Below are 22,553 nucleotides of genomic sequence, written 5' to 3'. Positions count from 1 at the left end.
GGCCCGGCCGGAACCGGGCACCGGCCACCGGTTGCGCTTCGCCTGGCGGCGTCGTTCACCGGTTGGGCCCATGGGGCAGTTCCAGCCGGAGCTCGTAGCCGCCCTGATCCGTGGGGCCGGATGTGACGGTGCCGCCGAGCAGCTCCGCCCGCTGGGCCAGACCCGCCAGGCCGTGATGGGCGCTGGGCAGGGCGAGCGGGCTACGGGTGGGGGCGGTGTTGGTGACCGTGGCGCAGAGAACACCCTCCCTGAGCCCGATGCGGATCGTCACGGCGGCGCCGGGGGCGTGTTTGCGGACGTTGGTCAGCGCTTCCTGGACGGTCCGGTAGACGGCCCGCTGCACCGTGGGCGGAAGCTCCTCGGGCACATCGGTCTCCAGCTTCGCCTCGATGCCGCCGGCCTCCAGCAGGTGCTCCAGGTCGGCGAGCGAAGGCTGCGGGGTGAGCTCTGTGGGCCTGCTGCCGGAGGCCCGCAGCACGCCGACCATGTGCCGCAGCTCTTCCAGGGTCTGCACGCTCAGGCGGCGGATCGTGGCCGCGGCCTGTCTCGTCTCGGCGTCCCGGCCGCCCACCTGGAGCGCTCCGGCCTGGACGGCGATGAGACTGACCTGGTGGGAGACCACGTCGTGCATCTCCCGGGCAAGCTGGGCGCGCTCTTTCGCCAGCACGCTCTGGGCGGTCAGCAGCCGCTCCTGCCTGCGGGCCTCGGAGATGTCGGCAAGCCGCAGCGAGAGCTCGCGTCGGGCCTGGACCAGCTGGCCCAGGAACACCGGAGCGGCAGCGGTGGCCAGCGTGTAGCTGAGGTGGAACAGGCTGTTCGTCTGGGACAGCTCGGTGGCGTCGAGGGACGACCACGGCCAGGGCAGGAAGTCGATGATCGCGTAGAGCAGTGCGCAGCCGCCCAGCAGGAAACGGTGGCGGTTGAGAGAGGACAGGGTGTACAGCGCGACCGTGGGGGCGACCACCGCGTCGGTGACCAGACCGGTGGGGAGCGTGAGGACGAAGGTCGTCAGGGGCAGCCGGTGGCGCAGCACCAGGGCGAGGGCGCCGAGCAACGCGCAGGCCGTGGTCGGCCGGTCCTCGAGGTCGACGTGAACCCATGCGTCCGCCAGCGCCATCGCGACGAGACAGATGTCCATGAGCACGGTCCGCGGCTGTCGCAGGCTCATCGGGCGCCCTCGTCCTGTGCACGCGTGAGCAGGCCCGCGCGCTCGGCGATCAGAGCCGCCTGGACACGGCTGCCCACCCGCAGTTTGCCGAGCACGTTGGTGACATGGCCCTTGATGGTGCCGGTGCTCAGGTGCAGCCGCTCGCCGATCTCGTTGTTGGCGAGTCCTTCGGCCATGAGAACCAGCACGGCCCGCTCACGCTCGGTGAGGCGAGCGGTCAGACGGACGGCGGTGGGCTCACGAACGTTGTTGTCGAGGTAGCCGCCCACCACCAGTCGGGTGACCTTGGACGACAGCACGGTCCCTTCCTCCGCCAGGGTACGCACCAGGTAGGGAAGCTGCTCGGGATCGGTGTCCTTGAGCAGGAATCCGGCGGCGCCCGAACGCAGGGCGGTCGTCACGTACTCGTCGGTGTCGAACGTGGTGAGCATGGCGACCACCGGAGCCTTCGGCATACGGCGGAGTTCGGCCAGGATCGTCAGTCCGTCCACGTCCGGCATCCGGATGTCGAGCAGGACGACGTCGGGGCACAGCTCCCGCACCGTCTGCACGGCCTGGCCACCGGGTACCGCCGCGACGACTTCGATGTCGTCCGCCGCTTCGAGGATGTGCGTGAAACCCGTACGGATCAGCGCTTCGTCGTCGACCACCAGTACCCGGATCATGTGCGCTCCGCTCGTCGCATGCCCGGGTCGATGCCTACCCCCGCGGGGGCATGCCTCCGGGCGGCCGGCACGCAGAACCCGCCGGTTGGCGGCGCGACCTCAGCCGGTCGGCGGGCGGCGCCCGCTCGCCGACCCGGCGGCAGGCGCGCGACCTCGGCGAACAGCGCGCCCGGCGCGCCGTGGCGCAGCCAGGACCTCCCCGCTCGCCTCACTACGCTGAGCGACGGGAGACCACACGGCCCAGGACAGATCGGGAGACCATGGCCCTCGACCTCGACATCGACCGTATCCGCCATGCCGTCGGCGAAGGGACCCGCGACAAGGCCTACCCGGGGGCCGTCTGGGCCGTCGGCGACCGCTCCGGAAACATGACCTTCGGCACCCAGGGCGTCCTGGATCCCGACCAGCCCGACGAACCGATGCGGCACGACACCGTCTTCGACGTCGAAGGCCTCACGGAGGTCCTCGCGGTGTGGTCGACCATCGGATCCCTCGTCGAAGTCGGCCAGCTGCACCTCGACGAGCAACTGGGTGACTTCTGGTCCGCGGTGCGCGGACATCCGCTGGGCCGGGTGAGCACACGCCACCTGCTCACCCATACGGCAGGCATCCCGGTCCGGACGGACCTGTCGGACCCGTACGGCACCGACCCCCGGGACATTCGCGACGGCGTCCTCCACGACGCCGTGCGCCGCCCGCCCGGGGAGGCCGTGGAGTACAGCGACCGCGCCGCCCTCGTCCTCGGCTACCTCGCCGAAGAACTCTCCGGCCAGAGCCTCGACGTCCTCGCCGCCACCGAGGTGTGGCAGCCCCTCGGCATGACACGCACCTGCTACGGCCCTCTGCCCGACGAAGCGACCGCCCGGTGCGCGCCGACCGAATTCGACGACATCACCGGGGCTCGCCTTCGGGGCACCGCCCACGGACTGCCGGCGCGTCTGCTCGGCGGGGTCTGCGGCACCTCAGGAGTGTTCTCCGTCCTCCCCGACCTCGCGGCTTTCCTTCGCCACCTGCTCCGGCCGAGACAGGACGGCGGGCAGCCGGGCTTCGGCACCGCCTGGATCCAGGAGTCGCTGCGCATCCGGACGGGCGAACTCACGCCCGCCGGCGGACTGTTCTGGCGCCCGGCCCCGGGAACGGTCCCCGGGACCGACGACATCTGGGAGCACTACGGCTCCGGCGCGGCAGGCGCATGGCTGTCCCCCGCACAGGACCGCTGGGCCGTCCTGCTGACCAACACGCGTTACTGCACCAGGGACTACGGATCCCTCGTCCACATCCGCAACGCGTTCCGCTCGCTCGCCTTCGCCTGACCGTGCGCCGTCACCGCGGGCGCACGGCCCGACACCTGCGTGAGCCGTGTCGGCCGGTACGACGCGGAGCCAAGGTCGCGTCGGCCGACGCAGGTACGGCCTCAGCTCATCTTTCCGGTCCGGGCGTCGTGCCACAGGTCGACGCCGCCGTCGACAGCGTACGTATCGATCTCCGCCAGCTCCTCCGCGGTGAACTCCAGGTTCTCCAGCGCGGCGACGTTCTGCTCGAGCTGTTCGGTACGCGACGCGCCGATGACCAGCGAGGTGACCCGCCTGTCACGCAGTGCCCAGGCGAGCGCCATCTGCGCGAGGGTCTGCCCACGGCGCTGGGCGATGGCGTTGAGTGCGCGGAGCCTGCTCACCATGTCGTCCGACAGCCAGTCCGTGTCGAACGACGTGCCGGCCGCGGCCCGCGAGCCCTCCGGGATGCCGTCGAGGTAGCGCCCGGTGAGCAGGCCCTGCGCGAGCGCCGTGAACCCGATGACGCCGAAGCCCTCTTCCTGCGCCGCGTCGAGCAGCCCGTCCGTCTCGATCCAGCGGTTCACCATGCTGTACGAGGGCTGGTGGATGAGCAGGGAGGTCCCCAGTTCCCGCAGGATCGCGGCGGCCTGCCGGGTGCGCTCGGCGTCGTAGGAGGAAATTCCGACATACAGGGCCTTGCCCTGGCGGACGGCGGTGTCCAGCGCGCCCATCGTCTCCTCCAGGGGCGTGCTCGCGTCGAGGCGGTGGGAGTAGAAGATGTCCACGTAGTCGAGGCCGGTGCGCTGCAGGGACTGGTCGAGGGAGGCCAGCAGGTACTTGCGGGAGCCACCGCCCTGGCCGTAGGGGCCGGGCCACATGTCCCAGCCGGCCTTCGTGGAGACGACCAGCTCGTCCCGGTACGGCGCGAGGTCCTGCTTGAGCAGTCGCCCGAAGTTGCGTTCCGCGGAGCCGTAGGGCGGGCCGTAGTTGTTGGCCAGGTCGTGGTGGGTGATTCCGAGGTCGAAGGCGCGCAGCGCGATGTCCCGCTGGCTCTCGAACGACCGGTCGTCACCGAAGTTGTGCCAGTAGCCCAGGGACAGCACGGGCAGGTCGAGGCCCGAGCGCCCGGTGCGCCGGTAGCGCATCGTGCCGTTGTACCGCTCGGGGTCCGCGACGTGGTTCATGGGGGTCTCCGCAGGTGACAGTGGGTTTCATGGCGTTCGAGGGGACGAACGTGCCTACTGTGCCCTGGCTCGATTCCCGAGTCCAACAGCTCACGCACATCGCATTCATCGGTGTCACTTCTCAAAGAGAGCCTCGCTCAGCCATCCGTGGCGGCCGTGGCGGTGGTGCGGGGACGGCGCGTACGCCTGTCCCCGCACACGTTCCGCGTGGTTCAGACGACCGCCGTGAAGGTGTAGTGCCCGGCCGGCAGATGGTAGTTCGCCGGGCCCGTCGGGACGGCCTGTGCCGGGGCGACGACCGACTCCGGCCGTGAGGTGGGCACGGTGACGGCGGCGAACGTGTTGACGGGCACGGTGACGTGCAGCCTGAGCCGGCCGCCGGAGACGGCCCAGCTGCTCGCCGCGCTGCCGTACGGGGTGTCGTAGGTGCTGACGGCGGACGTCACGCCGCCGCCGGGCCGCGGCGCGATGCGCAGGGAGGCGTATCCAGGGCTCGCGGGGCCGAGGCCGCCGACCTGGCGGTAGAGGAAGTCGCCGACCGAGCCGAGGCCGTAGTGGTTGAAGGAGTTCATGCCCGGGTCGTTGAACGAGCCGTCGGTGCGGATGCCGTCCCAGCGCTCCCAGATCGTGGTGGCGCCGTGGTCGATCATGTAACCCCAGCCGGGGAAGCCGCGCTGCAGCAGGATCCGGTACGCCGTCTCGACATGACCGTGGTCCGCCAGCACGGGCAGGAGGTTCTCCACGCCGAGGAAGCCGACGCTGAGGTGTCCGTCCGTGGCCGCGACCTTTGCGGCGAGCTGGTCCGCGGTGGCCCGGACCAGGGACGCCGGCAGCAGCTCGAAGGCCAGGGCCAGCACGTAGCCGGTCTGGGTGTTGCCGCGGACCGTGCCGTCGTCCGACACGAAGCGGGCGCGGAAGGCGGTCGCGACCTGGTCGGCGAGCTGCCCGTAGGCGGTGGCCTCGGCGCTGCGGCCGGTGGCGGCGGCCATGCGCGCCACCAGGCGGGCCGACCAGGCGAAGTAGGCCGTGCAGACGAGGTCCTGGGCCGTGTTGTCGTCGACGTTGAGCCAGTCGCCGTAGGTCTGCTGATCGCGTATCAGGTCGCTGCCGGACGTGGCGCGCAGATAGTCGACCCACTGGGCCATCGCCGTGAAGTGCCGGTCCGCGACGGTGAGGTCGCCGAAGCGCTGCCACACCGTGTAGGGAATGACCACTCCCGCGTCTCCCCAGCCGGCCGTGCCGGAGCCGCCGATCACCGCGGGTGCGACATCCGTGAAGGCGCCGTTCGCCTGCTGGGCGTCCGTCAGGTCGTCGACGAACTTGGTGAGGAGGGCGTGCGTGTCCAGGTTGAAGGTGGAGGTCGAGCAGAAGGCGGCGATGTCGCCCGTCCAGCCCAGCCGCTCGTCCCGTTGGGGGCAGTCGGTCGGGATCGAGAGCATGTTGCTGCGCTCGCCCCACACGATGTTGTGCTGGAGCTTGTTGAGCAGCGTGTCCGACGCGCTGAACGTGCCCGGCCGCCGGGCGTCGGTCCACACCGCGCGACCGGTGACGGTGGTGGCGTCGGGCCGGAAACCGGACGGCAGGCCGCTGAGTTCGACGTAACGGTAGCCGTGGACGGTGAACCGGGGCTCGTACGTCTCCACGCTCCCGGTGCCGGCGAGGGTGAAGGAGTCGGTGGCCTGGGCGGCGCGCAGGTTGGTGGTGTAGAGCGTGCCGTCGGGGTTGAGGACCTCGCCGTGCCGGACGGTGACCGTGGTGCCGGCGTCGCCGCGGACCGCGATGCGGTTCCAGCCGGCGAAGTTCTGCCCCAGGTCGAAGATCCACACCCCCGGCTGCGGCTCGGCCACCGACACCGGGCGGAATTCCTGCTGCACGGTGACACCGTTGTCGACCTGTGCCACCAGCCGCGGGACGGGCCCGTCGTGGACGGCGACGGCGGTCCAGCCGCTGTCGTCGAAGTCCGCCGCGTCCCAGCCCTCGACGTGCAGGCGCGCGTCGTAGGTCTCGCCCTGGTACAGATCGTCCGCGGTGATCGCGCCGGTGGCCGTCTTCCAGCTGCGGTCCGTCGTCACCAGCTGGGTGGATCCGTCGGTGTAGGTGATGAGCAGTTGTGCGCCGTAGAACGGCTGGGTGCCGTAGTGCCTGCTGCCGGCGAAGCCCAGGTTGCCGGAGTACCAGCCGTTGCCGAGCCACGCGCCGAGCACGTTGGCGCCCCGCCGGAGGTGCGCGGCGACGTCGAACACCTTGTACTGAAGGCGCTTCGCGTAGTCGGTCCACCCGGGGGCCAGCACGTCGTCGCCGACCTTCGTGCCGTTGAGCCGCGTCTCGTGAAGACCGAGCGCGGTGGTCAGCAGCCGTGCCGAGGCGACCCGCCCCCGCACGCTGAAGCTCTTGCGCAGCATCGGCGCCGGCCCCACCACCTGGACGTTCGATCCCCACGGACCGCTGCCGTACGGGGCGAGCGCCCGTGCGGCGGGCCAGGCGCTGTCGTCGTATCCGGGGCTCTGCCAGTCCGCGGGCGGGTCCTGGTGCGACTTCCACGCATCGTCGGTGACCACGGTCGGGCCGCCCGGCACCGTGAGCTTGGCGATGAGTCCGGCCGGGGACAGGCTCGTGTTCCGGCTCGCGACCGCGAGGGTGTTGTCGCCGCTCCTGAGATACGCGGTGACGTCGACCGTGGCGGCGCTCTTCCACGAGTCGGTCACGCGTCGTGAGGTGCTCACCTGGGTTCCGTTGACCCAGACGTCCGCGGTGTCGTCCCCGGTGACGATCAGGCTCGCGGCGGCGGGTGCGCCCGCAAGGGTGAAGGTGCGCCGGAAACAGCGGGTCGCGACGGGTGCCTGGGACGCGGGATCGCCTTCCGGGTACCAGATCCAGTCGGCCCCCGAGAGATCCGGGCCCGGCGGCCGCCCGATGAACGCGGCGGACCACTCCTGCGCGGGCGCCAGCAGTCCGGTCTCGAACCACTTCGGCTTGCTCCAGGCGGCCGCCCGGCCCTGCGTGTCCCAGACGCGCACCCGCCAGAAGTAGCGGGTCAGGCTCTTCAGGGGCCCGCCGGCGTAGGCGATGTCGATCTGCCGGTCGGACGCGACACGCCCGCTGTCCCACAGCTCACCGGAGCCGTCGGCCGTGGCCGAGACCTGGATCCGGTAGCCGCCCTGACGCTGCTGCCGCTCCGCCGAGTCGAGGACCCAGCCGAAGCGCGGATGTGCCGCGTCCACGCCCAGGGGGAGGGCGCGATGCTCCACGGTGCAGGCGGCCACACTCAGCGGGGACGGGGACGAGAGGTCGGGAGCGGCGACCCGGGTGTACCAGGGGGCCGTTCCGTAGGCGCCGAGATCCCGGGCGGCCGGCCAGCCGCCGTCGGCGAAGCCGGGCTGTTCCCATCCCGCGGGCACGTCCTTGCCCGCCGACCAGTGGCCGTCGGTGACGACATCGGTCGTGCCGCCGCTGGTCAGCACACGGATCCGTCCTATGACGCCGGCCGCGCCGCCCTCGCTCCGGCTCGCCAGCGCGATGGTGTTGGTCCCCGCGGTCACGGCGGACCGCAGGTCCACGTACAGGGCGTCGCGCCAGGACCGGGCGACTCTGGGGGAGCCGGCGAGAGGTCTCCCGTTGAGCCATACGTCGACCGAGTCGTCGCCGGTGACCACGAGCTGCGCGTCGGTCACCTCGCCCTCGGCGACGGTGAAACTCGTACGGAAGTAGCGGTGTCCGGCGGGGGCGTCGGAGCCCGCATCGCCTTCCGGGTACCAGATCCAGTGAGCCGGGGACAGCCCGACGGGTCCGACCGGGGGTGTTCCGGTGGCCGCCTGCGCGCGGCCGGCGAACGTGCCGACGGCTCCCGCGGCGAGAGCACCCGCCGCCAGCGCCGACGCCGTGCCGAGGAAGCCGCGTCGGCTGACCGGGGATTCCTCCTGAGGCGTGCGCAGGCCGGAGTCGGGGGAACCGGGTGAGCCAGGGGTGCGGGGTGTGGTCTGACTGGCCAACGGAGTACTCCTTCACGCGCGTCGGGCGAAGCAGAACGGCTCGGTGGGCGGCGGACGCGGACGGGAGCTCCCGTCCGGTCGCGGTCTGCGGCGGGTCGGACGATCGTCGGTGTTCGTGGCCGGCGCCGGGCAGAGCGCGGTGCGGGGCAAGCAATTGAATCGTTTCAAACTGTTAATGCGGTGGAAATGTATGAAAGTTGATGAGGGGCGTCAATAGGGTGGCGCATCGTTTCATCGACCCTCGCGCACCGCTGGGTGAGGCGCCCGAGCCCGGTCGGGGATCCCGGCTGGCCGGAACCGAGTGCGATTTTCGGTCAAAAGATCTCGATAGTCGGTCTGTCGGCTTGCAGGTGAGTTGCGGCTGGCAGAGCATCGGGATGCGCCCGGCGGGGAGGCTGGGGGTCAGGGGAGGGGAATGGCCGAGGGCATTCGGTTCGTCGTGCTCGGGGCCGTGCAGGTACTGCGGAACGGGGTAGCCCTCCCCACCAGGTCTCCACAGCAGCAGGCGCTGCTCACCGCCCTGCTGCTCAGGTCCGGCCGGGCGGCCTCCGCCCACGAGCTGATCAGCGCGGTCTGGGGCGAGGAGCCCCCGGACTCCGCTCTCTCCACCCTGCGCACCTACGCGTGGAGACTGCGGCAGATCATGGAGGAGGACCGGGCCGCGCCCAAGCTCCTGGTGTCACTGCGCGACGGCTATCAACTGACGGTCCCACCGGCGTCGGTGGACGCGGTGCGTGCCGAGGTGCTCGCGGCCGAAGCCCTGCGGGCACGGGACGCCGGCCGGGAGACGGAGTGCGGCAGCCTGCTGAACGAGGCGCTCGCCCTCTGGCAGGGCGAACCCCTGGCCGGTGTGCCGGGACCGTTCGCCGAACAACAGCGTTCCCGGCTCAGCGCGCTGCGGCTCACCTTGAGGGAGCAGAGGTTCGAGCATCGTCTCCGGGAGGGGCAGCACGGCCTGGTCATCCCGGACCTCATCGCCTTCACGCACGAGCATCCGATGCAGGAGAGACCCTACGGCTTTCTGATGCGGGCGCTCTACGCCACCGGACGCCAGGCCGAGGCACTGGCGGTGTTCGGCAGGGCGCGCCAGGTGCTCGCCGACGAACTGGGCATCGATCCCGGCCCGGAGCTGACCGGTCTGCATGCCCAGGTTCTCGCCGGCGACCCGCAGCTCATGGGGTCCGCGGCGGGCCGTGGCACGGACCCGGCCAGGCCTTCGGCGACGGCCACGCAGGCCGCGGCCGAGGCGGACGAACGCGCCGAACCGGCCGAGGCGCCCGTGCCCGCCCTGCCCCTGCGGCCGGCCCAGTTACCCGCCGACGCGGCGGACTTCACCGGACGGACGAGTGAGGTCGAGGCACTGTGCGGCGCCCTCACCGACCCCGCCCGGGTGGCCCTGCCCGTCGTCTCCATCAGCGGGATGGGCGGCATCGGCAAGAGCACACTCGCCCTCCGCGCCGCGCACCGGGCCAAACCCGACTTCCCCGGCGGGCAGCTCTACGCCGACCTGCACGGCAACGGCCTGGAACCCGCCGACCCGGCAGCCGTCCTGGGCAGCTTCCTCACCGCGCTCGGAACCCCCGGACACAGCCTGCCCGCCGCCACCGAGGACCGCGCCCGCCTCTTCCGTACGACGCTCGACGGCCGCCGCATCCTGCTCATGCTGGACAACGCCCGCGACCCCGCCCAGGTGAGACCGCTGCTGCCCGGCTCGGCCGACTGCGGGGTGATCATCACCAGCCGGGGCCGGCTGAGCGGCCTGCTCACCATCCTCCAGACCGATCTCGACGTCTTCGACACCGCCGAGGCCCTCTCCTTGCTCCGCTCGATCGCGGGTGCGGGGCGTGTCGCGGAGGAACCCGGGGCCGCCGCCGAGCTGGTGGCCCTGTGCGGACATCTGCCGCTCGCCGTGCGGATCGTGGCGTCACGGCTCGCCGCCCGCCCCCGGTGGCGGATCGAGACCATGACCGCCCGGCTCGCCGACGAACGGCTGCGCATCGGAGAACTGCGCGCCGGAGACCTGGGCGTGGCCGCGGCCTTCGAACTCGGCTACCGCCAGCTCACGGACGACCAGGCCCGGGCCTTCAGGCTGCTCGCGCCGCTCGCCCGGCCCGGCATCGGCCTCGAGGCCGCCGCGGTGGTGCTCGAACTGGACGAGTACGAGGCCGAGGACCTGCTGGAGTCGGTCGTCGACGCGGCCATGCTGGAGGCGCCGCTGCCCGGCCGGTACCGCTACCACGACCTGCTCCGGTCCTTCGCGCTCCAGCTGACGGCCCCCGCCGCGGCGCACCGCACCGGCGAGCCGTCCGGCCCTGCGGGCGCCGAGGGAACCGCCGCCCTGGGCCGGCTCCTTGACCATCTTCTCGACGTGGCCTGTGCGGCGTTCCAGAGCATGGTGCCCGGCGATCCGGTCGGCGCCATCCTCGGCGGCGGCGCCACGTCCGGACACCGGTTCGCCACGCTGGCCGACGCACGGGCCTGGGTGACCTCGGAGTTCGACTGCACCACGAACGCGGTGACCGCCGCCGCCCGGCTCGCGCTCGGCGGCGACACCCCCATGCTGCGCACGGCCACCGACCTGCTGGTCGCGCTCACCCCCTTCGGACGGGACATCCCGTACGCGCAGCTGGCCACGGCGGCCCGGGTGGTGGCCGAGGCCGCCGCACTGCGGGGCGACGACCAGGCCGAGGGCCGGGCCCGGTTCGTGTGCGGCAACGCCGCGCTGCAGAACACCCAGCTCGCCGAGGCCGAGTCGCAGACCCGGCTGGCCACCGAAGCCTGCCGACGGGCCGGCGACACCGTCATCCTGCGGCAGATCCTCAACGACCGCGGTCTGATAGCCCAGTTCCAGCACCGCTACGCCGACGCCGTGGACTCCTACGACCGGGCGATCGAACTGGCCAGGGAACTGGGCCACCGCTCGGGCGAGTTGGTGACCCGGCTGAACGCCGCCCAGGCACGGCTGCGCAGCGGCCGCGCGCGGGAGGCCGTCAGCATGTGCGAGGAGGTCCTGGCCGAACTGCGGGACGTGGCGGACCCGCACGGCACCTCCTACGCGTGGTACGTCCACGGCATGGCACTGCACGAACTCGAGCGCCACCCGGACGCCGTCACCAGCTACACCAGGTGCCTGGAGACCTGCACGGCGTTCCGTATCCGCGGCCGAGAGGCGCAGGTCAGGTCCCGGCTCGCGGCCACCTGGCGGGTGATGGGGAAACCGGACCTCGCGCTGTCCGAGGCGGAGACGGCCCTGGCCCTGTGCGAGGAGCTCGGCGCCGAGCGCGAGAAGGGCAACGCCCTGCTGGTCCTGGGCCGGGCGCTCGCCGACCTCGGCGACCACCCGGCGGCGCTGACCCGGGCACGCCAGGCGGTCGCCGTCTTCACCCGCCTGGGACTGCCCGACGCCGATGAGGCGGAGCAGCTGGCGGCACGGCTGCCGGATGTGACAGCAGGCCCGTGAGAGCGTGAACGCCCTTACCCGGGTGGCCCGTTGAACGAATGAGCGGCCCAGCCGAAGGTCGGCTGAGCCGCTCACCCGTACGGGCGGCCGTCCCGATCAGCCCGTGCTGTTCCACTCGTCCGGGTCCCCGCCGTCGGCCAGCACGGTCGTGGAGTGGGCCGGCTTCGGGGCGTGCGAGTGCGTGCCCACCGACACCGTCGCGGTCAGCGCGGCGGCACAGCCCACGGTGGCGAACAGGAGCGTGGCCTTACGCCGGACCAGGGACTTCGGGATTGCCTTCATCAGGTGCCATCCGCCTTCGGGATCGGGCCCAGGAACTGGGTCTCGGGTACCGGGGGGAGCCCGGTGAGGCCGTGTGCCTCGTTCTGGTTCGAGACTGCCGATGTCCGATCTACACAGGATGGAGGCCCGATCACCGCCGCGCCTTCACGGCCGGGGACGGCTGATGATCCCCCGTATATCCGTCCCCACCACCATCCATTCCAGGCGGAGACCGGACCTGGCCTCGGCCCGATCGTCGGTGTGGTGATGTGAAGGGAAAGCGGCATGGATGGTGGTCAGCCGGTGTCCGGCTTCGGCGAACTGCTCAGATCCCGGCGCGAACGCGCCGGAATGACCCAGCAGTGCCTGGCCGATCACGCGACGCTGAGCGTGCGTGCGGTGCGGGACATGGAGGCCGGCCGGGTCAGGCGGCCCCGGCACGAGACCGTACGGCTGATGGCCGACGCGCTGCGGCTGACCGGCCGCGCGCGCTCCGCCTTCGAGGCGGCGGCACGCCGGCAGGCGCCCGCCGAGGAGCCCGCCACCCCGCCCGCGCCGCGCACCGCGATCGTCGGGCGCGAACAGGAGACCGCGACGCTCACGCACTGCCTCACCGGGGACGGCGACCGGCTGGTGTCGGTCGTCGGCCTGGGCGGGGTGGGCAAGACCCGGCTGGCCTTGGAGGCTGCCTGGCGCACGCACCGCTCGGAGCGCTGGCCGGTGCACTGGGTGTCCTGCGGGGACCGGGGGTCCCTGGCCGCGCTCGCCGGCGGCGCCGGCCTCGTGGAGGTGGCGGGCGACCGGCCCGCGCTCCTGGTGCTCGACGGGGCCGACGACGGGCTGGACCACACCCTGCTGGACCGGGTCTTCCACCGTCGCCCGGGTCTGCGGGTACTGATCACCACCCGGTCGCCGCTGTCGCTCGACGGTGAACAGGTGGTCCCGCTGGCGCCGTTGGACACGCCCGGTCCGGACACGGCACCACGGGACCTGGCGGAGGTGCCGGCCGTGCGGCTCATGCTGGCCCACATGCGGCGGCTCCGCCCCGGCCTCACCCTGGAGCCGTCCGACACCCTGGCCATCGCCGGACTCTGCGCCTATCTGGACGGGCTGCCCCGGGCACTGGAGTACGCGGCCGGCTGGACGCTGCTCGAATCCCCGGGCCGGCTGACCGAACGGCTGTCCGCCTCCCCGTTCGGGCTGGCCGCCCCACCGGTCACGCACTGCGAACGCGGGGATGTGCGCGAGGCCCTGGACGAGGCCCTGCGCTCACTGACCGCCGATCAGCTGGCCTTCGTACGACTGCTGTCGGACTCGGCATCCGACTGGTCCCTGGAAGAGGCAGCGGCGGCCGCCGGCCGGAGCGCACGGCACTGTCACCAGTCCCTGCACGAACTCCTCTCACGCGGTCTGCTCCGCCTGACCCCGGATCGCGGCAGCGCCAGGTTCGCCGTACTCAACCTCGTCCGCACGGTCTGCCGGGAGCAGTACGGCACCCCGGGCCTGGCGCCGGTGCCCGGTGAGCCCCTGACCCGCACACCGTTCCCGGCGGCGCTGGTCTCCTGACCCGCCACGAGCCCCCTCACCTCGCCGCTCGCCTCCCCACCGTTCCCCCCACCTCCCCATCCCTACTGAACCAACGAGGAATCCCTGTGGAACTGGGAAAGGCCGAGCGCGTCGGCCTGGACGTCGTCGTCTCGACCATGGCGTCGGACGCACACACCTGGAATCTGGTCTTCCTGCAACTGCTGCTGGAAGAACTCGGCCACCGTGTCACCAATCTGGGCGCCTGCGTCCCGGACGCCGACCTGATCGCCGAGTGCCGGCGACTGGCCCCCGACCTGATCGTCCTCAGCAGCGTCAACGGACACGGGTTCATCGACGCCCAGCGGGTCATCCCCGGACTCCGTGCCTGTCCCGAACTCCTTCGCACCCAGGTGGTGATCGGCGGCAAGCTCGGCATCACGGGCGCCGACGACGGGTCGGTCGCGCGGACGCTGCGGGCGGCCGGCTTCGACAAGGTCTTCGAGGAGAGCGCCTCCGCCGACGAGCTGCGCTCGTTCGTCCGCGCGCTGTCCCGGGCGGTGCCGGTATGACCGCCGGGCCGGCCTCACCACCGGTGCCGTTCGGGCGCTTCGTGACCCGGGCACAGGCCCGGGGCCACCTGGTGGTGCAGCCGCGGATGGGAATGAGCCGCCCCGACCGGATGCGGGACGGTCTGCGGGCCACCCGCGGCGCGACGGCCACCACGGTCGGCACCCTCACCGTGGACAGCTACACGCGGACCGGCGACGCCGTGGCGGCCCGGCGGGCCGTCGCCCAGGGCGTGGCGCTCAACGGCTACCCGATCACCACCTACGACCCGGCCGTGACCCGGCAGGTGCTGAGTGGGGTCGCGGACGACGCGTTCCCGGTGCAGGTCCGGCACGGCTCGGCCCGCCCGGAGAAGATCGTGACCGCGCTGCTGGCCGCCGGACTGGACGCCACCGAGGGCGGCCCCGTCTCGTACTGCCTGCCCTACAGCCGGGTCCCGCTCAACGTGGCCGTGGCCTCCTGGGAACGAACCTGCGCGCTGCTGGCAGAGGCCCAGCAGACCGGCGCACGCCCCCATCTGGAGACGTTCGGCGGCTGCATGATGGGCCAGCTCTGCCCGCCCGGCCTGCTGATCGCGCTCAGCGTGCTCGAAGCCCTCTTCTTCCGGCAGCACGGGCTGCGCAGCGTCTCCCTCAGCTACGCGCAGCAGGCCAACGCCCGCCAGGACGAGGAGGCGGTCACCGCGCTGTCCCGGCTCGCCGCCGCACTGCTGCCGGACATCGAATGGCACATCGTCGTCTACGCGCACATGGGGATGTACCCGCTGACCCCCGAAGGAGCGCGGCTGCTCCTGCGGGAGGCGGCCCGGCTGGCGGTCCGCACCGGCGCGGCCCGGCTCATCGTGAAGACGACCGCCGAGGCGCACCGCATCCCCACCGTCGCGGAGAACGTACGGGCGTTGGAGACGGCCGCGGAGGCGGCCGCCGCGGAAGCATCCGCGCCGAGGCCGCCCGATGCCCCGGACACCGGGATCCACGCGGAGGCGAGCGCCCTGATCGACGCCGTCCTCGGCCTCGACCGGGACATCGGCCGCGCCCTGGTGACCGCCTTCGCCCGCGGCTACCTGGACGTGCCGTTCTGCCTCCACCCCGACAACGCGGGGCGCGCCCGCGGCGGCCTGGACGCCGACGGCCGCCTGTACTGGTCCGCCGCCGGAGCGATGCCGCTGCCCGGCAGGCCCGAGCGGGGCCGGTCTCCGATCCTCGGCTCGGACGGCCTGATGGCCGCCCTGTCCTACGTCCAGCGGACCTTCGACCGGCGCGCCCGGGCCGAGACCGCCCGGTGCCCGTCCCACCCCGTCCACGCCCAATCAACCGACAGATGGGATCAGCAACCATGAACCACGACGTGCCCAACTCCCCGCCCGACCCCCGGGCACACCTCACGTCTCCGGCCACCCGCAGCACCCTGCGCATCCAGAACCGGCTGATCGCGGCCGCCCGCGAGTACCTGACGTCGGCCGGGTTCACCGAGATGCTGCCGCCGGTCATCGGGCCGGTCACCGACCCGGGCAGCCGCGGCTCCAAGCAGGTGGACATCGACTTCTACGGCCACCGCTACAAGCTCATGACCAGCGCCATCCTCTACAAGCAGGCCTCCCTGCTGGCCTTCGACAAGATCTTCTGCATCGCCCCCAACGTCCGTCTGGAACCGCTGGAGACCACCGACACGGACCGGCACCTCGCGGAGTTCCACCAGCTGGACGTGGAGGTGGCCGGCGCGGACCGGGAGCGGATCACCGGACTCCTCGAGGACCTCGTCGTCCACATGGTCCGGTCCACCCGCGACGCGCTGCCCGCCGACTTCGAACGGCTCGGCCGGGACGTCGACGCCTTCACCGAGCTGCTGCACGGGTCGTTCGGCCGGCTCACGCACACCGAGGCAGTCGCCGAACTGCGGGTCGTGGGACACGACCAGAACCCCGGCGCAGAGATCGACTGGGCGGGCGAGGCACTGCTCTCGTCGAAGGCCACGCGCCCGTTCTTCGTCACCGACTACCCGAAGGGATCCCGCGGCTTCTACGACCGCGAGTCGCGCACCGAACCCGGTGTGCTGCGCAACTTCGACCTCATCGCCCCCGAGGGCTTCGGCGAGTTGTGCAGCGGCAGCGAGCGGACGAACGACTACGCGCAGATCGTCACCCGGATGCGGGAGACCGGCGAGAACCCGCAGAAGTACCGCTGGTACCTCGACCTGGTGCGCGAGGGCGTCCCCGCCAGCGCGGGCTTCGGCATCGGCGTCGAGCGACTGACCCGGTACGTGGCCGGACGGGACGCGGTGTGGCAGGCCAACGCCTTCCCCAAACTGCCCGGGGTGGTCTCGCCGTGAGCCCCGTCGCCCCCGCCTTCCCCGAGGACGAGGTCCGCCGCCGGGCCCGGTCGGGAGCGGCGGCCGCGTTCCCGGCCGCCGAGGACTACGGACGCGTGCTCTTCGGCGCCTGCGCACCCACCGGCCCGGAGGACGACCTGGACCGGATGCGTCTCGTCCCGCCCGTCTTCATGGAGGAGCGGCTGAAGAAGCTGATCGAACTGGGCCGCGAGCCGATGTACGACGACGTCGAACTCACCACCGGCATCGGCGGCTTCACCGCCGCACTGCCCGTGTACGTGTCGGCGCTGGGCTCCACCCGGGCCGCCGGCGGCGATCCCGGCCACGCGCTGAGCCGCCAGGCCGGCCGCCTCGGACTGCCCATGGTCATCGGCGAGAACGTGGTCCCGGTGCACGGCTACGGTCGGCTGGACGGCCCGGCCGGCGACGCCACGGCCACGCTGCTCGGCCGGCTGCGCGCGTACACCGACGAACTGCCCGACGGGCTCGGCGGAGTGGCCGTGCAGCAGAGCACCGAGGACGCCGACGCCGAGGTCTGGAACCTCGTCTACAGCGACCCGACCGCCCGGCCCTTGCTGGACTCAGGACGGCTCGCCTTCGAGCTGAAGACGGGACAGGGCGCCAAGCCCGGGCTCGGCGGGATGACCGTCCTCGACATGGCTGCGGCAGCACGACTGGGCGACCGGTACGGCCTGGACACCGAGGCCCTCGGCGAGCGGCACGTACTGCGCTCCAGCAGCCCCGGCACGTTCACGGCGGAGATCCTGCGCCAGCAGATCCGGCTGATGCGCAACAACTTCCCCCGGGCCCGGGTCTGGGTCAAACTCCACCCCGGCCGCGATGTCGCGGAGGCGGCGCGGGTGGCCGTGGACGCGGGCGCGGACGCGGTGACGGTGGACGGCGCCGAAGGCGGCACCGGTTGGGCGCCCGTCGCGTTCACCGGCCGGGTCGGGCTGCCGCTCGCCGTGTGCCTGCGGCGTCTGGCGGCCGACCCGCCGCCCTGCCTGCTGGTGTCGGGCCGGATGTGGGAGGGCGTCCGCGCCGTCAAGAGCCTGGCGCTGGGCGCACGTGCCGTCGGCCTGGGCCGGGCCGCGCTGCTGTCCGTCGCGGAGGACCCCGACCAGGGGCTGATCCGCTTCACGGAATGCCTCGCCATGGAAATGCGGCTGCTGATCAGCGCATTGGGAAAATACGCCCCGGACGCGCTCGACCAGCAGGACGTCTGGTCCCCGGACGGCAATTGACCGGGCCGTCGATATTGCCGTTCTTCTTCCTCTCCATCTGCCCGTCCACCGGATGAGCGCGACCTAGCGTTTCTCGCGTCGCGCATTCCGCGGGCTTTCCATCATCGGGGTGAACCCATGTCCTCACGCGGTATTCCCTTCGCATTCGCGGCGGCCGTACGCCGCCATTCCGACCGGCCCGCCGTGCGCGGCGCCGGCCGGACCCTCAGCTACGCCGAACTCGACGGGCTGACCGGCGCCCTGGCAGCGGGCATCGCGGCGGGCCAGGTCGTCGCGGTGTCCGGCCGGGACCGTCTCGATCACGTGGTCGGGCTGCTGGCCGTGCTGCGGGCCGGCGGGATCTATCTGCCGGTCGACGCCGACGCCCCGGCGGAGCGCACCGAGTTCATCGTCCGCGACGCCGGGGCGACTGCATTCCTGACCCACGGCGAACTCACGGTCGGGGCCTTGGCATCCGGTCCGGCCGGCGGCTCCGGCTACCTCGTCCACACCTCGGGCACCACCGGCCGCCCGAAGGGCGTCCATGTCGCCGAGTCCGTGCTGGCGCGGCACATCGAGGCCGCCACCGCCCGGTTCGGCATCACCCACCAGGACGTCGTCCTGCACATGGCGCGGCCCTCCGTGGACGTGGCCGTCGAACAGGTCCTGACGACTCTGACGACCGGCGCCTGCCTGGTCGTACCGGAGCGCGGACTGCTGGCGGCCGGTGAACTGCTCGCCCTGCTGGCGGCCGAGGAGGTCACGCTCGCCAACCTGTCCGCCGGCTACTTCCAGGAGGTCGTCGCCGCCCTGCGGGCCGGTGCCCGCGTCCCCGGGTCGCTGCGACTGATGATCTCCGGCAGCGACCGGCTGTACCCGGAGACGGCGGCCGCCTGGACCGAACTCACCGGCGTCCCGCTGCTGAACGCGTACGGGCCCACCGAGACGACGGTCACCGCCACCGTCCAGGACGTCCACGAGCCGGCGGAACCGACCGACGGCGAGCTTCGCGTCCCGATCGGCGACGCGCTCGGCGACCGCGCCCTGTACGTGCTGGACGACGCCCTGCGCCCGGTGCCCGACGGCACCGCCGGTGAACTCCACGTCGGCGGCCCGCTGTTGGCCTCCGGCTACTGGCACCGTCCCGCGGCGACCGCCGAACGCTTCGTGGCCGACCCGTTCTCGGCCGTGCCGGGTACCCGTATGTACCGCACGGGCGACCTGGTGCGGCGGGCCCGCGGTGCCCTGGAGTTCGTCGGGCGCACCGATCACCAGGTGAAGATCCGCGGCTTCCGGGTCGAGCCCGGCGAGGTCGAACAGGCGCTGGCCGCCCACCCGTCGGTCGCCGCCTGCGTGGTGACCGCCCACGAGGGCCGCCTCGCCGCCTACGCCACCACCACCGCGCCGGTGCCGCCGGAGTACCGCGAGGTCCGCGCGTTCCTCGCGGACCGCCTGCCCGAGCACATGGTCCCCGGCAGCCTCACCGTCCTGGACGCCTTCCCGCTGACCGCCGGCGGCAAGATCGACCGGACCGCGCTGCCGCACCCGGGCGCCGAGGAGGGGTCGGCCCGGGACGGGTACGTCGCTCCGCGCACCGAGGCCGAGCGGCTGCTCGCCGGGGTGTGGTCCGATGTCCTGGGCGTGCCCGACGTCGGCGTCCACGACAACTTCTTCCACCTCGGCGGCGACTCGCTCACCGCGGTGCGCGTCGTCGGGCGTGTCGCGGACGTCTTCGGCGTGGTCTCCCCGTACGCGATCTTCGAGGCCCCGACGCTCGCGGAGTTCGCCGCCGTCGCCACCGCCCCCGAGGGCGAGCGGCTCCCGGCCCTGACCCGGTCGGGGCGCATCGAGGCACCCCTGTCGGCGTACCAGCGTGGCCTGTGGTTCCTCGACCAGTGGAACCCGGGCTCGGCCACCTACAACGTGCCCTGGGTGTTCCGCTTCGCCGCGGACCCCGACCTCGGCCTGCTGCGCCGGGCCCTGGAGACCGTGGTGGCCCGGCACGAGAGCCTGCGCACCTGCTTCGTCCTCGGCGACACCGGCCCCCGGCAGGTCGTCCGGGAGAGCGTCACCGTGCCGTTCACCGTCACCGAGACATCCCACGAGCGGACCGGTGAGCTGATCGCGGCGGCCGCCGTGGAGCCGTTCGACCTGGAGACCGGACCGCTGCTGCGTGCCCACGTCCTGCGCGTGCCGGACGGGGGGACCGTGCTCGTCCTGGTCCTGCACCACATCGTGTGGGACGAGGGCTCGCTGCCGGTCCTGGAGACCGAACTGAAGGAGGCCTACGAGGCGTTGCGCGTCGGCCGCCCGCACCGGCTGCCCGAACTCGACGCGCAGTACGCCGACTACAGCGCCTGGCAGTACGACGACGCCGTGGCCGCCGCCACCGACGCCCAGCTCGCCTACTGGGACGGGCAGTTGGCGGACGTGCCGGGGACCACCGCGCTGCCCACCGACCGGCCCCGCCCCGAACTTCAGGCGTTCCGCGGCGCCCATCACAGCTTCACGATGCCGGAGCCGGTCGCGCGGGCGGTGCGCGAGCTGGCGCGCGAGGAGGACGCCACCCCGTTCATGGTGCTGCTGGCCGCGCTGGCGACCACACTGCACCGGCGCTCGGGGGAGCGGGACATGGTCATCGGCTCGCCGGTGAACGTGCGCGGCCGGGCCGGAGCCGCCGGGCTGATCGGCTACTTCGTCAACCTGCTGCCGCTGCGGTTGCGGGTCGACCTCGACCTGCCGTTCCGCGACCTCGTACGCCACGTCCGGGACGTCTCGGTGGGCGCCTACCGCAACCAGGACGCGTCCTTCGACGCGATCGTCGACCGGGTCGTCACCGACCCGCCCCGGGACCGCAACCCGCTCTGCCAGGTCCTGCTCGAACTGCATCCGCTGGACACTCGCCCGCTGGAGGTCGACGGCATCTCCGTCACCCGTGAGCTCCACAGGCAAGGGGTCTCCCGGTTCGACCTGTCGGTCTCCGTCGACGACCTGGGCACCGGTTTCACCGGCCGCTTCGAGTACGACACCGAACTGTTCGACGCGGGGACCATGGAGGCGCTCTGCGACAGCTGGCTGGGCGCACTGGCCGCGGCCGTCGCCGCCCCCGCGCACACCCTGTTCGAGGCGGCCGCCGCCCGCACCCCGGACGCCACCGCGCTGATCGCCGGCGACGAGCACCTCACCTACGGGCAGCTCAACGCGCGGGCCAACCGGCTCGCCCACCACCTCGCCGAACAGGGGGCCGGGCGCGGGACCGTCGTCGCGGTGCTCGTCGAGCGCGGCTTCGACCTCGTCGTGGCCCTGCTCGCGGCGCTGAAGACCGGCGCCGGATACACCCTGCTGGACCCCGACTTCCCGGCCGAGCGGCTCGCCGGGGCGGCTGCCGACAGCGGCGCCGGACACCTGATCACCCATCGCGGCCAGGAGGTCCCCTTCGCCTGGCAGGGCGCGCACATCGACCTGGACGCCGTCGCGGGGGAGTTGGCCCGCCACCCGGAGTACGACCCCGGCCTGCCCGTCACCGGCGACGACCTGGCCTGCGTCATGTTCACCTCCGGCTCCACCGGCCGCCCCAAGGGTGTCGCCGTGCCGCACCGCGCCCTGACCGGGACCTACGCGGGCCAGGACTACGCCCGGTTCGGCCCGGACGAGGTCTGGCTCCAGTGCTCCCCGGTGTCCTGGGACGCCTTCGCCCTTGAGCTGTACGGCGCCCTGATGTTCGGCGGCACCTGCGTCCTGCAGACCGGGCAGCGGCCCGACCCGCAGACCGTCGCCGAGCTCACCCGCCGTCACGGGGTCACCCAACTCCAGCTGTCCGCGAGCCTGTTCAACTTCCTCCTGGAGGAGCTTCCCGACACGTTCGCCGGACTGAGCACCGCCTTCACCGCCGGCGAGCGGGCCTCGGTGACCCATGTCGCCAAGGCGCTGGAGATGTTCCCCGGTCTCCGGGTCGCCAACGGCTACGGCCCCGTCGAGAGCCTCGGCCTCACCACCTGCCACACCGTCGTGCCCGAGGACGTCACGACCGCCTCCATCCCCATCGGCCGTCCGCTGTACGGCAAGGACGTCCTCGTCCTCGACGAAGCCCTGCGGCCCCTCGAACCCGGTGTCACCGGCGAGCTCTACACGGCCGGCTGCGGTCTGGCCCTCGGCTACACGGGCCGGCCCGGCCTCACCGCCACCCGTTTCGTCGCCGATCCCGGCGGCTACGGGGGGCGGCTGTACCGGACCGGGGACCTCGGGCGCCGCACGGCGGACGGCACGCTGGAGATCACCGGCCGGGCCGACGACCAGGTCAAGATCAGGGGCTTCCGGGTCGAACCGGGCGAGATCGAGGACCTCCTCACCCGTCACCCGGGCGTACGGGAGGCCGTCGTCGCCGTGTACGAGCCCGCCCCCGGGGACCGGCGGCTCGCCGCTTACGTCACGACCGTCACCGACGGGTCCGCGACGGCCGACCCCGACGCTCTCCTCCGGTACCTGTCCGGGCGGCTCCCGGAGTACATGGTCCCGGCCACCCTCGACGTCCTGGACGCGCTGCCCCTGAACGCCAACGGCAAGGCCGACCGGCGTGCCCTGCCGGCCCCGGCGGCAGCTTCCGGAGGGGACGGGGACGGCGGCGGGGACGCCGCGCTGGTCGGCCGGGAGCGCCTGGTGGCCGACGTGATGCGGGAGATCCTCGGCCTGGACGAGGTGGGCCGCCACGACAGCTTCTTCCGGATCGGCGGCAACTCCCTGTCGGCCGTACGCGTCGCGATGCGCCTGTCCAGGGAGACCGGCACCCGCGTCCCGCCGCACCTGGTGTTCCGGGCCAGGACCGTGAGCGCGATCGCCGAACTGCTGCCGGTCTGAGCACACGGCACACCGCGTGTCCGACACGCGCCCCGCGCCGGCCCTACGACGGA

General features: G+C 72.6%; 13 protein-coding genes. 8 read left to right on the top strand and 5 right to left on the bottom strand.

Translation table 11 applies throughout. The features are described 5' to 3' along the window. Positions 1-55: 55 nt before the first annotated feature. Both ACFWXC_RS35255 and ACFWXC_RS35250 read right to left on the bottom strand, forming a co-directional pair. Positions 56-1,168, bottom strand: a complete 1,113-nt coding sequence (locus ACFWXC_RS35255; RefSeq protein ID WP_384485129.1) for a sensor histidine kinase — start codon at positions 1,166-1,168, stop codon at positions 56-58. Beyond that, positions 1,165-1,833, bottom strand: a complete 669-nt coding sequence (locus ACFWXC_RS35250) for a response regulator (protein ID WP_384485127.1) — start codon at positions 1,831-1,833, stop codon at positions 1,165-1,167. The genes ACFWXC_RS35255 and ACFWXC_RS35250 overlap by 4 nt, the downstream gene beginning before the upstream one ends. 260 nt (positions 1,834-2,093) lie before the next feature. Here ACFWXC_RS35250 and ACFWXC_RS35245 point away from each other — a divergent pair, with 260 nt between their 5' ends. Beyond that, positions 2,094-3,146, top strand: coding sequence for a serine hydrolase domain-containing protein (locus ACFWXC_RS35245; protein ID WP_384485125.1), 1,053 nt, complete (start codon positions 2,094-2,096; stop codon positions 3,144-3,146). Between the two features lie 101 nt (positions 3,147-3,247). On the opposite strand, the gene mgrA is transcribed toward ACFWXC_RS35245, so the two are convergent. After that, positions 3,248-4,291 (bottom strand): L-glyceraldehyde 3-phosphate reductase, encoded by a 1,044-nt coding sequence (gene mgrA, locus ACFWXC_RS35240; protein ID WP_384485123.1) that lies wholly within the window; start codon positions 4,289-4,291, stop codon positions 3,248-3,250. Between the two features lie 212 nt (positions 4,292-4,503). Then, positions 4,504-8,280 (bottom strand): family 78 glycoside hydrolase catalytic domain, encoded by a 3,777-nt coding sequence (locus ACFWXC_RS35235; protein ID WP_384485121.1) that lies wholly within the window; start codon positions 8,278-8,280, stop codon positions 4,504-4,506. Between the two features lie 415 nt (positions 8,281-8,695). On the opposite strand from ACFWXC_RS35235, the gene ACFWXC_RS35230 reads away from it, so the two are divergent. Then, positions 8,696-11,740, top strand: coding sequence for a BTAD domain-containing putative transcriptional regulator (locus tag ACFWXC_RS35230; protein ID WP_384485119.1), 3,045 nt, complete (start codon positions 8,696-8,698; stop codon positions 11,738-11,740). A 96-nt stretch (positions 11,741-11,836) separates the two neighbouring features. Here the strand turns inward: ACFWXC_RS35230 and ACFWXC_RS35225 are convergent, their stop codons facing one another. Further along, positions 11,837-12,022 carry a hypothetical protein gene (locus ACFWXC_RS35225; protein WP_384485117.1) on the bottom strand — a complete coding sequence of 62 codons (186 nt, stop codon included), beginning with the start codon at positions 12,020-12,022 and terminating at the stop codon, positions 11,837-11,839. A 264-nt stretch (positions 12,023-12,286) separates the two neighbouring features. Here ACFWXC_RS35225 and ACFWXC_RS35220 point away from each other — a divergent pair, with 264 nt between their 5' ends. The 6 genes from ACFWXC_RS35220 to ACFWXC_RS35195 all read left to right on the top strand — a co-directional run bounded on the left by ACFWXC_RS35220 (position 12,287) and on the right by ACFWXC_RS35195 (position 22,500). Next, positions 12,287-13,567, top strand: a complete 1,281-nt coding sequence (locus tag ACFWXC_RS35220) for a helix-turn-helix domain-containing protein (protein WP_384485115.1) — start codon at positions 12,287-12,289, stop codon at positions 13,565-13,567. A gap of 86 nt (positions 13,568-13,653) precedes the next feature. Next, entirely contained in the window at positions 13,654-14,097 is a 444-nt protein-coding gene (locus tag ACFWXC_RS35215) for a cobalamin B12-binding domain-containing protein (protein WP_384485113.1), read from the top strand. Beyond that, on the top strand, positions 14,094-15,434 hold the full coding sequence (locus ACFWXC_RS35210; protein WP_384485111.1) for a methylaspartate mutase: 1,341 nt from the start codon (positions 14,094-14,096) through the stop codon (positions 15,432-15,434). The genes ACFWXC_RS35215 and ACFWXC_RS35210 overlap by 4 nt, the downstream gene beginning before the upstream one ends. Beyond that, a complete protein-coding gene (locus ACFWXC_RS35205) occupies positions 15,431-16,423 on the top strand; it encodes an asparagine synthetase A (protein WP_384485109.1) in 993 nt (330 codons plus the stop codon). The genes ACFWXC_RS35210 and ACFWXC_RS35205 overlap by 4 nt, the downstream gene beginning before the upstream one ends. Beyond that, on the top strand, positions 16,420-17,667 hold the full coding sequence (locus ACFWXC_RS35200; RefSeq protein ID WP_384485107.1) for a glutamate synthase-related protein: 1,248 nt from the start codon (positions 16,420-16,422) through the stop codon (positions 17,665-17,667). Before ACFWXC_RS35205 ends, ACFWXC_RS35200 begins: the two co-directional genes overlap by 4 nt. 117 nt (positions 17,668-17,784) lie before the next feature. Beyond that, positions 17,785-22,500 (top strand): amino acid adenylation domain-containing protein, encoded by a 4,716-nt coding sequence (locus ACFWXC_RS35195; protein WP_384485105.1) that lies wholly within the window; start codon positions 17,785-17,787, stop codon positions 22,498-22,500. The last annotated feature ends 53 nt before the right edge of the window (positions 22,501-22,553 follow it).

The sequence above is a fragment of the Streptomyces sp. NPDC058683 genome (assembly GCF_042716195.1).
Lineage (GTDB): Bacteria > Actinomycetota > Actinomycetes > Streptomycetales > Streptomycetaceae > Streptomyces.
The sequence above is the reverse complement of the archived record's forward strand: the minus strand, read 5'-3'. Positions and strand labels throughout refer to the sequence as shown.

Coding starts and splice junctions, on each gene's coding strand:
- ACFWXC_RS35255 (WP_384485129.1), bottom strand. CDS start 1,168: ATGAGCCTGCGACAGCCGCGGACCGTGCTCATGGACATCTGTCTCGTC.
- ACFWXC_RS35250 (WP_384485127.1), bottom strand. CDS start 1,833: ATGATCCGGGTACTGGTGGTCGACGACGAAGCGCTGATCCGTACGGGT.
- ACFWXC_RS35245 (WP_384485125.1), top strand. CDS start 2,094: ATGGCCCTCGACCTCGACATCGACCGTATCCGCCATGCCGTCGGCGAA.
- mgrA (WP_384485123.1), bottom strand. CDS start 4,291: ATGAACCACGTCGCGGACCCCGAGCGGTACAACGGCACGATGCGCTAC.
- ACFWXC_RS35230 (WP_384485119.1), top strand. CDS start 8,696: ATGGCCGAGGGCATTCGGTTCGTCGTGCTCGGGGCCGTGCAGGTACTG.
- ACFWXC_RS35225 (WP_384485117.1), bottom strand. CDS start 12,022: ATGAAGGCAATCCCGAAGTCCCTGGTCCGGCGTAAGGCCACGCTCCTG.
- ACFWXC_RS35220 (WP_384485115.1), top strand. CDS start 12,287: ATGGATGGTGGTCAGCCGGTGTCCGGCTTCGGCGAACTGCTCAGATCC.
- ACFWXC_RS35210 (WP_384485111.1), top strand. CDS start 14,094: ATGACCGCCGGGCCGGCCTCACCACCGGTGCCGTTCGGGCGCTTCGTG.
- ACFWXC_RS35205 (WP_384485109.1), top strand. CDS start 15,431: ATGAACCACGACGTGCCCAACTCCCCGCCCGACCCCCGGGCACACCTC.
- ACFWXC_RS35195 (WP_384485105.1), top strand. CDS start 17,785: ATGTCCTCACGCGGTATTCCCTTCGCATTCGCGGCGGCCGTACGCCGC.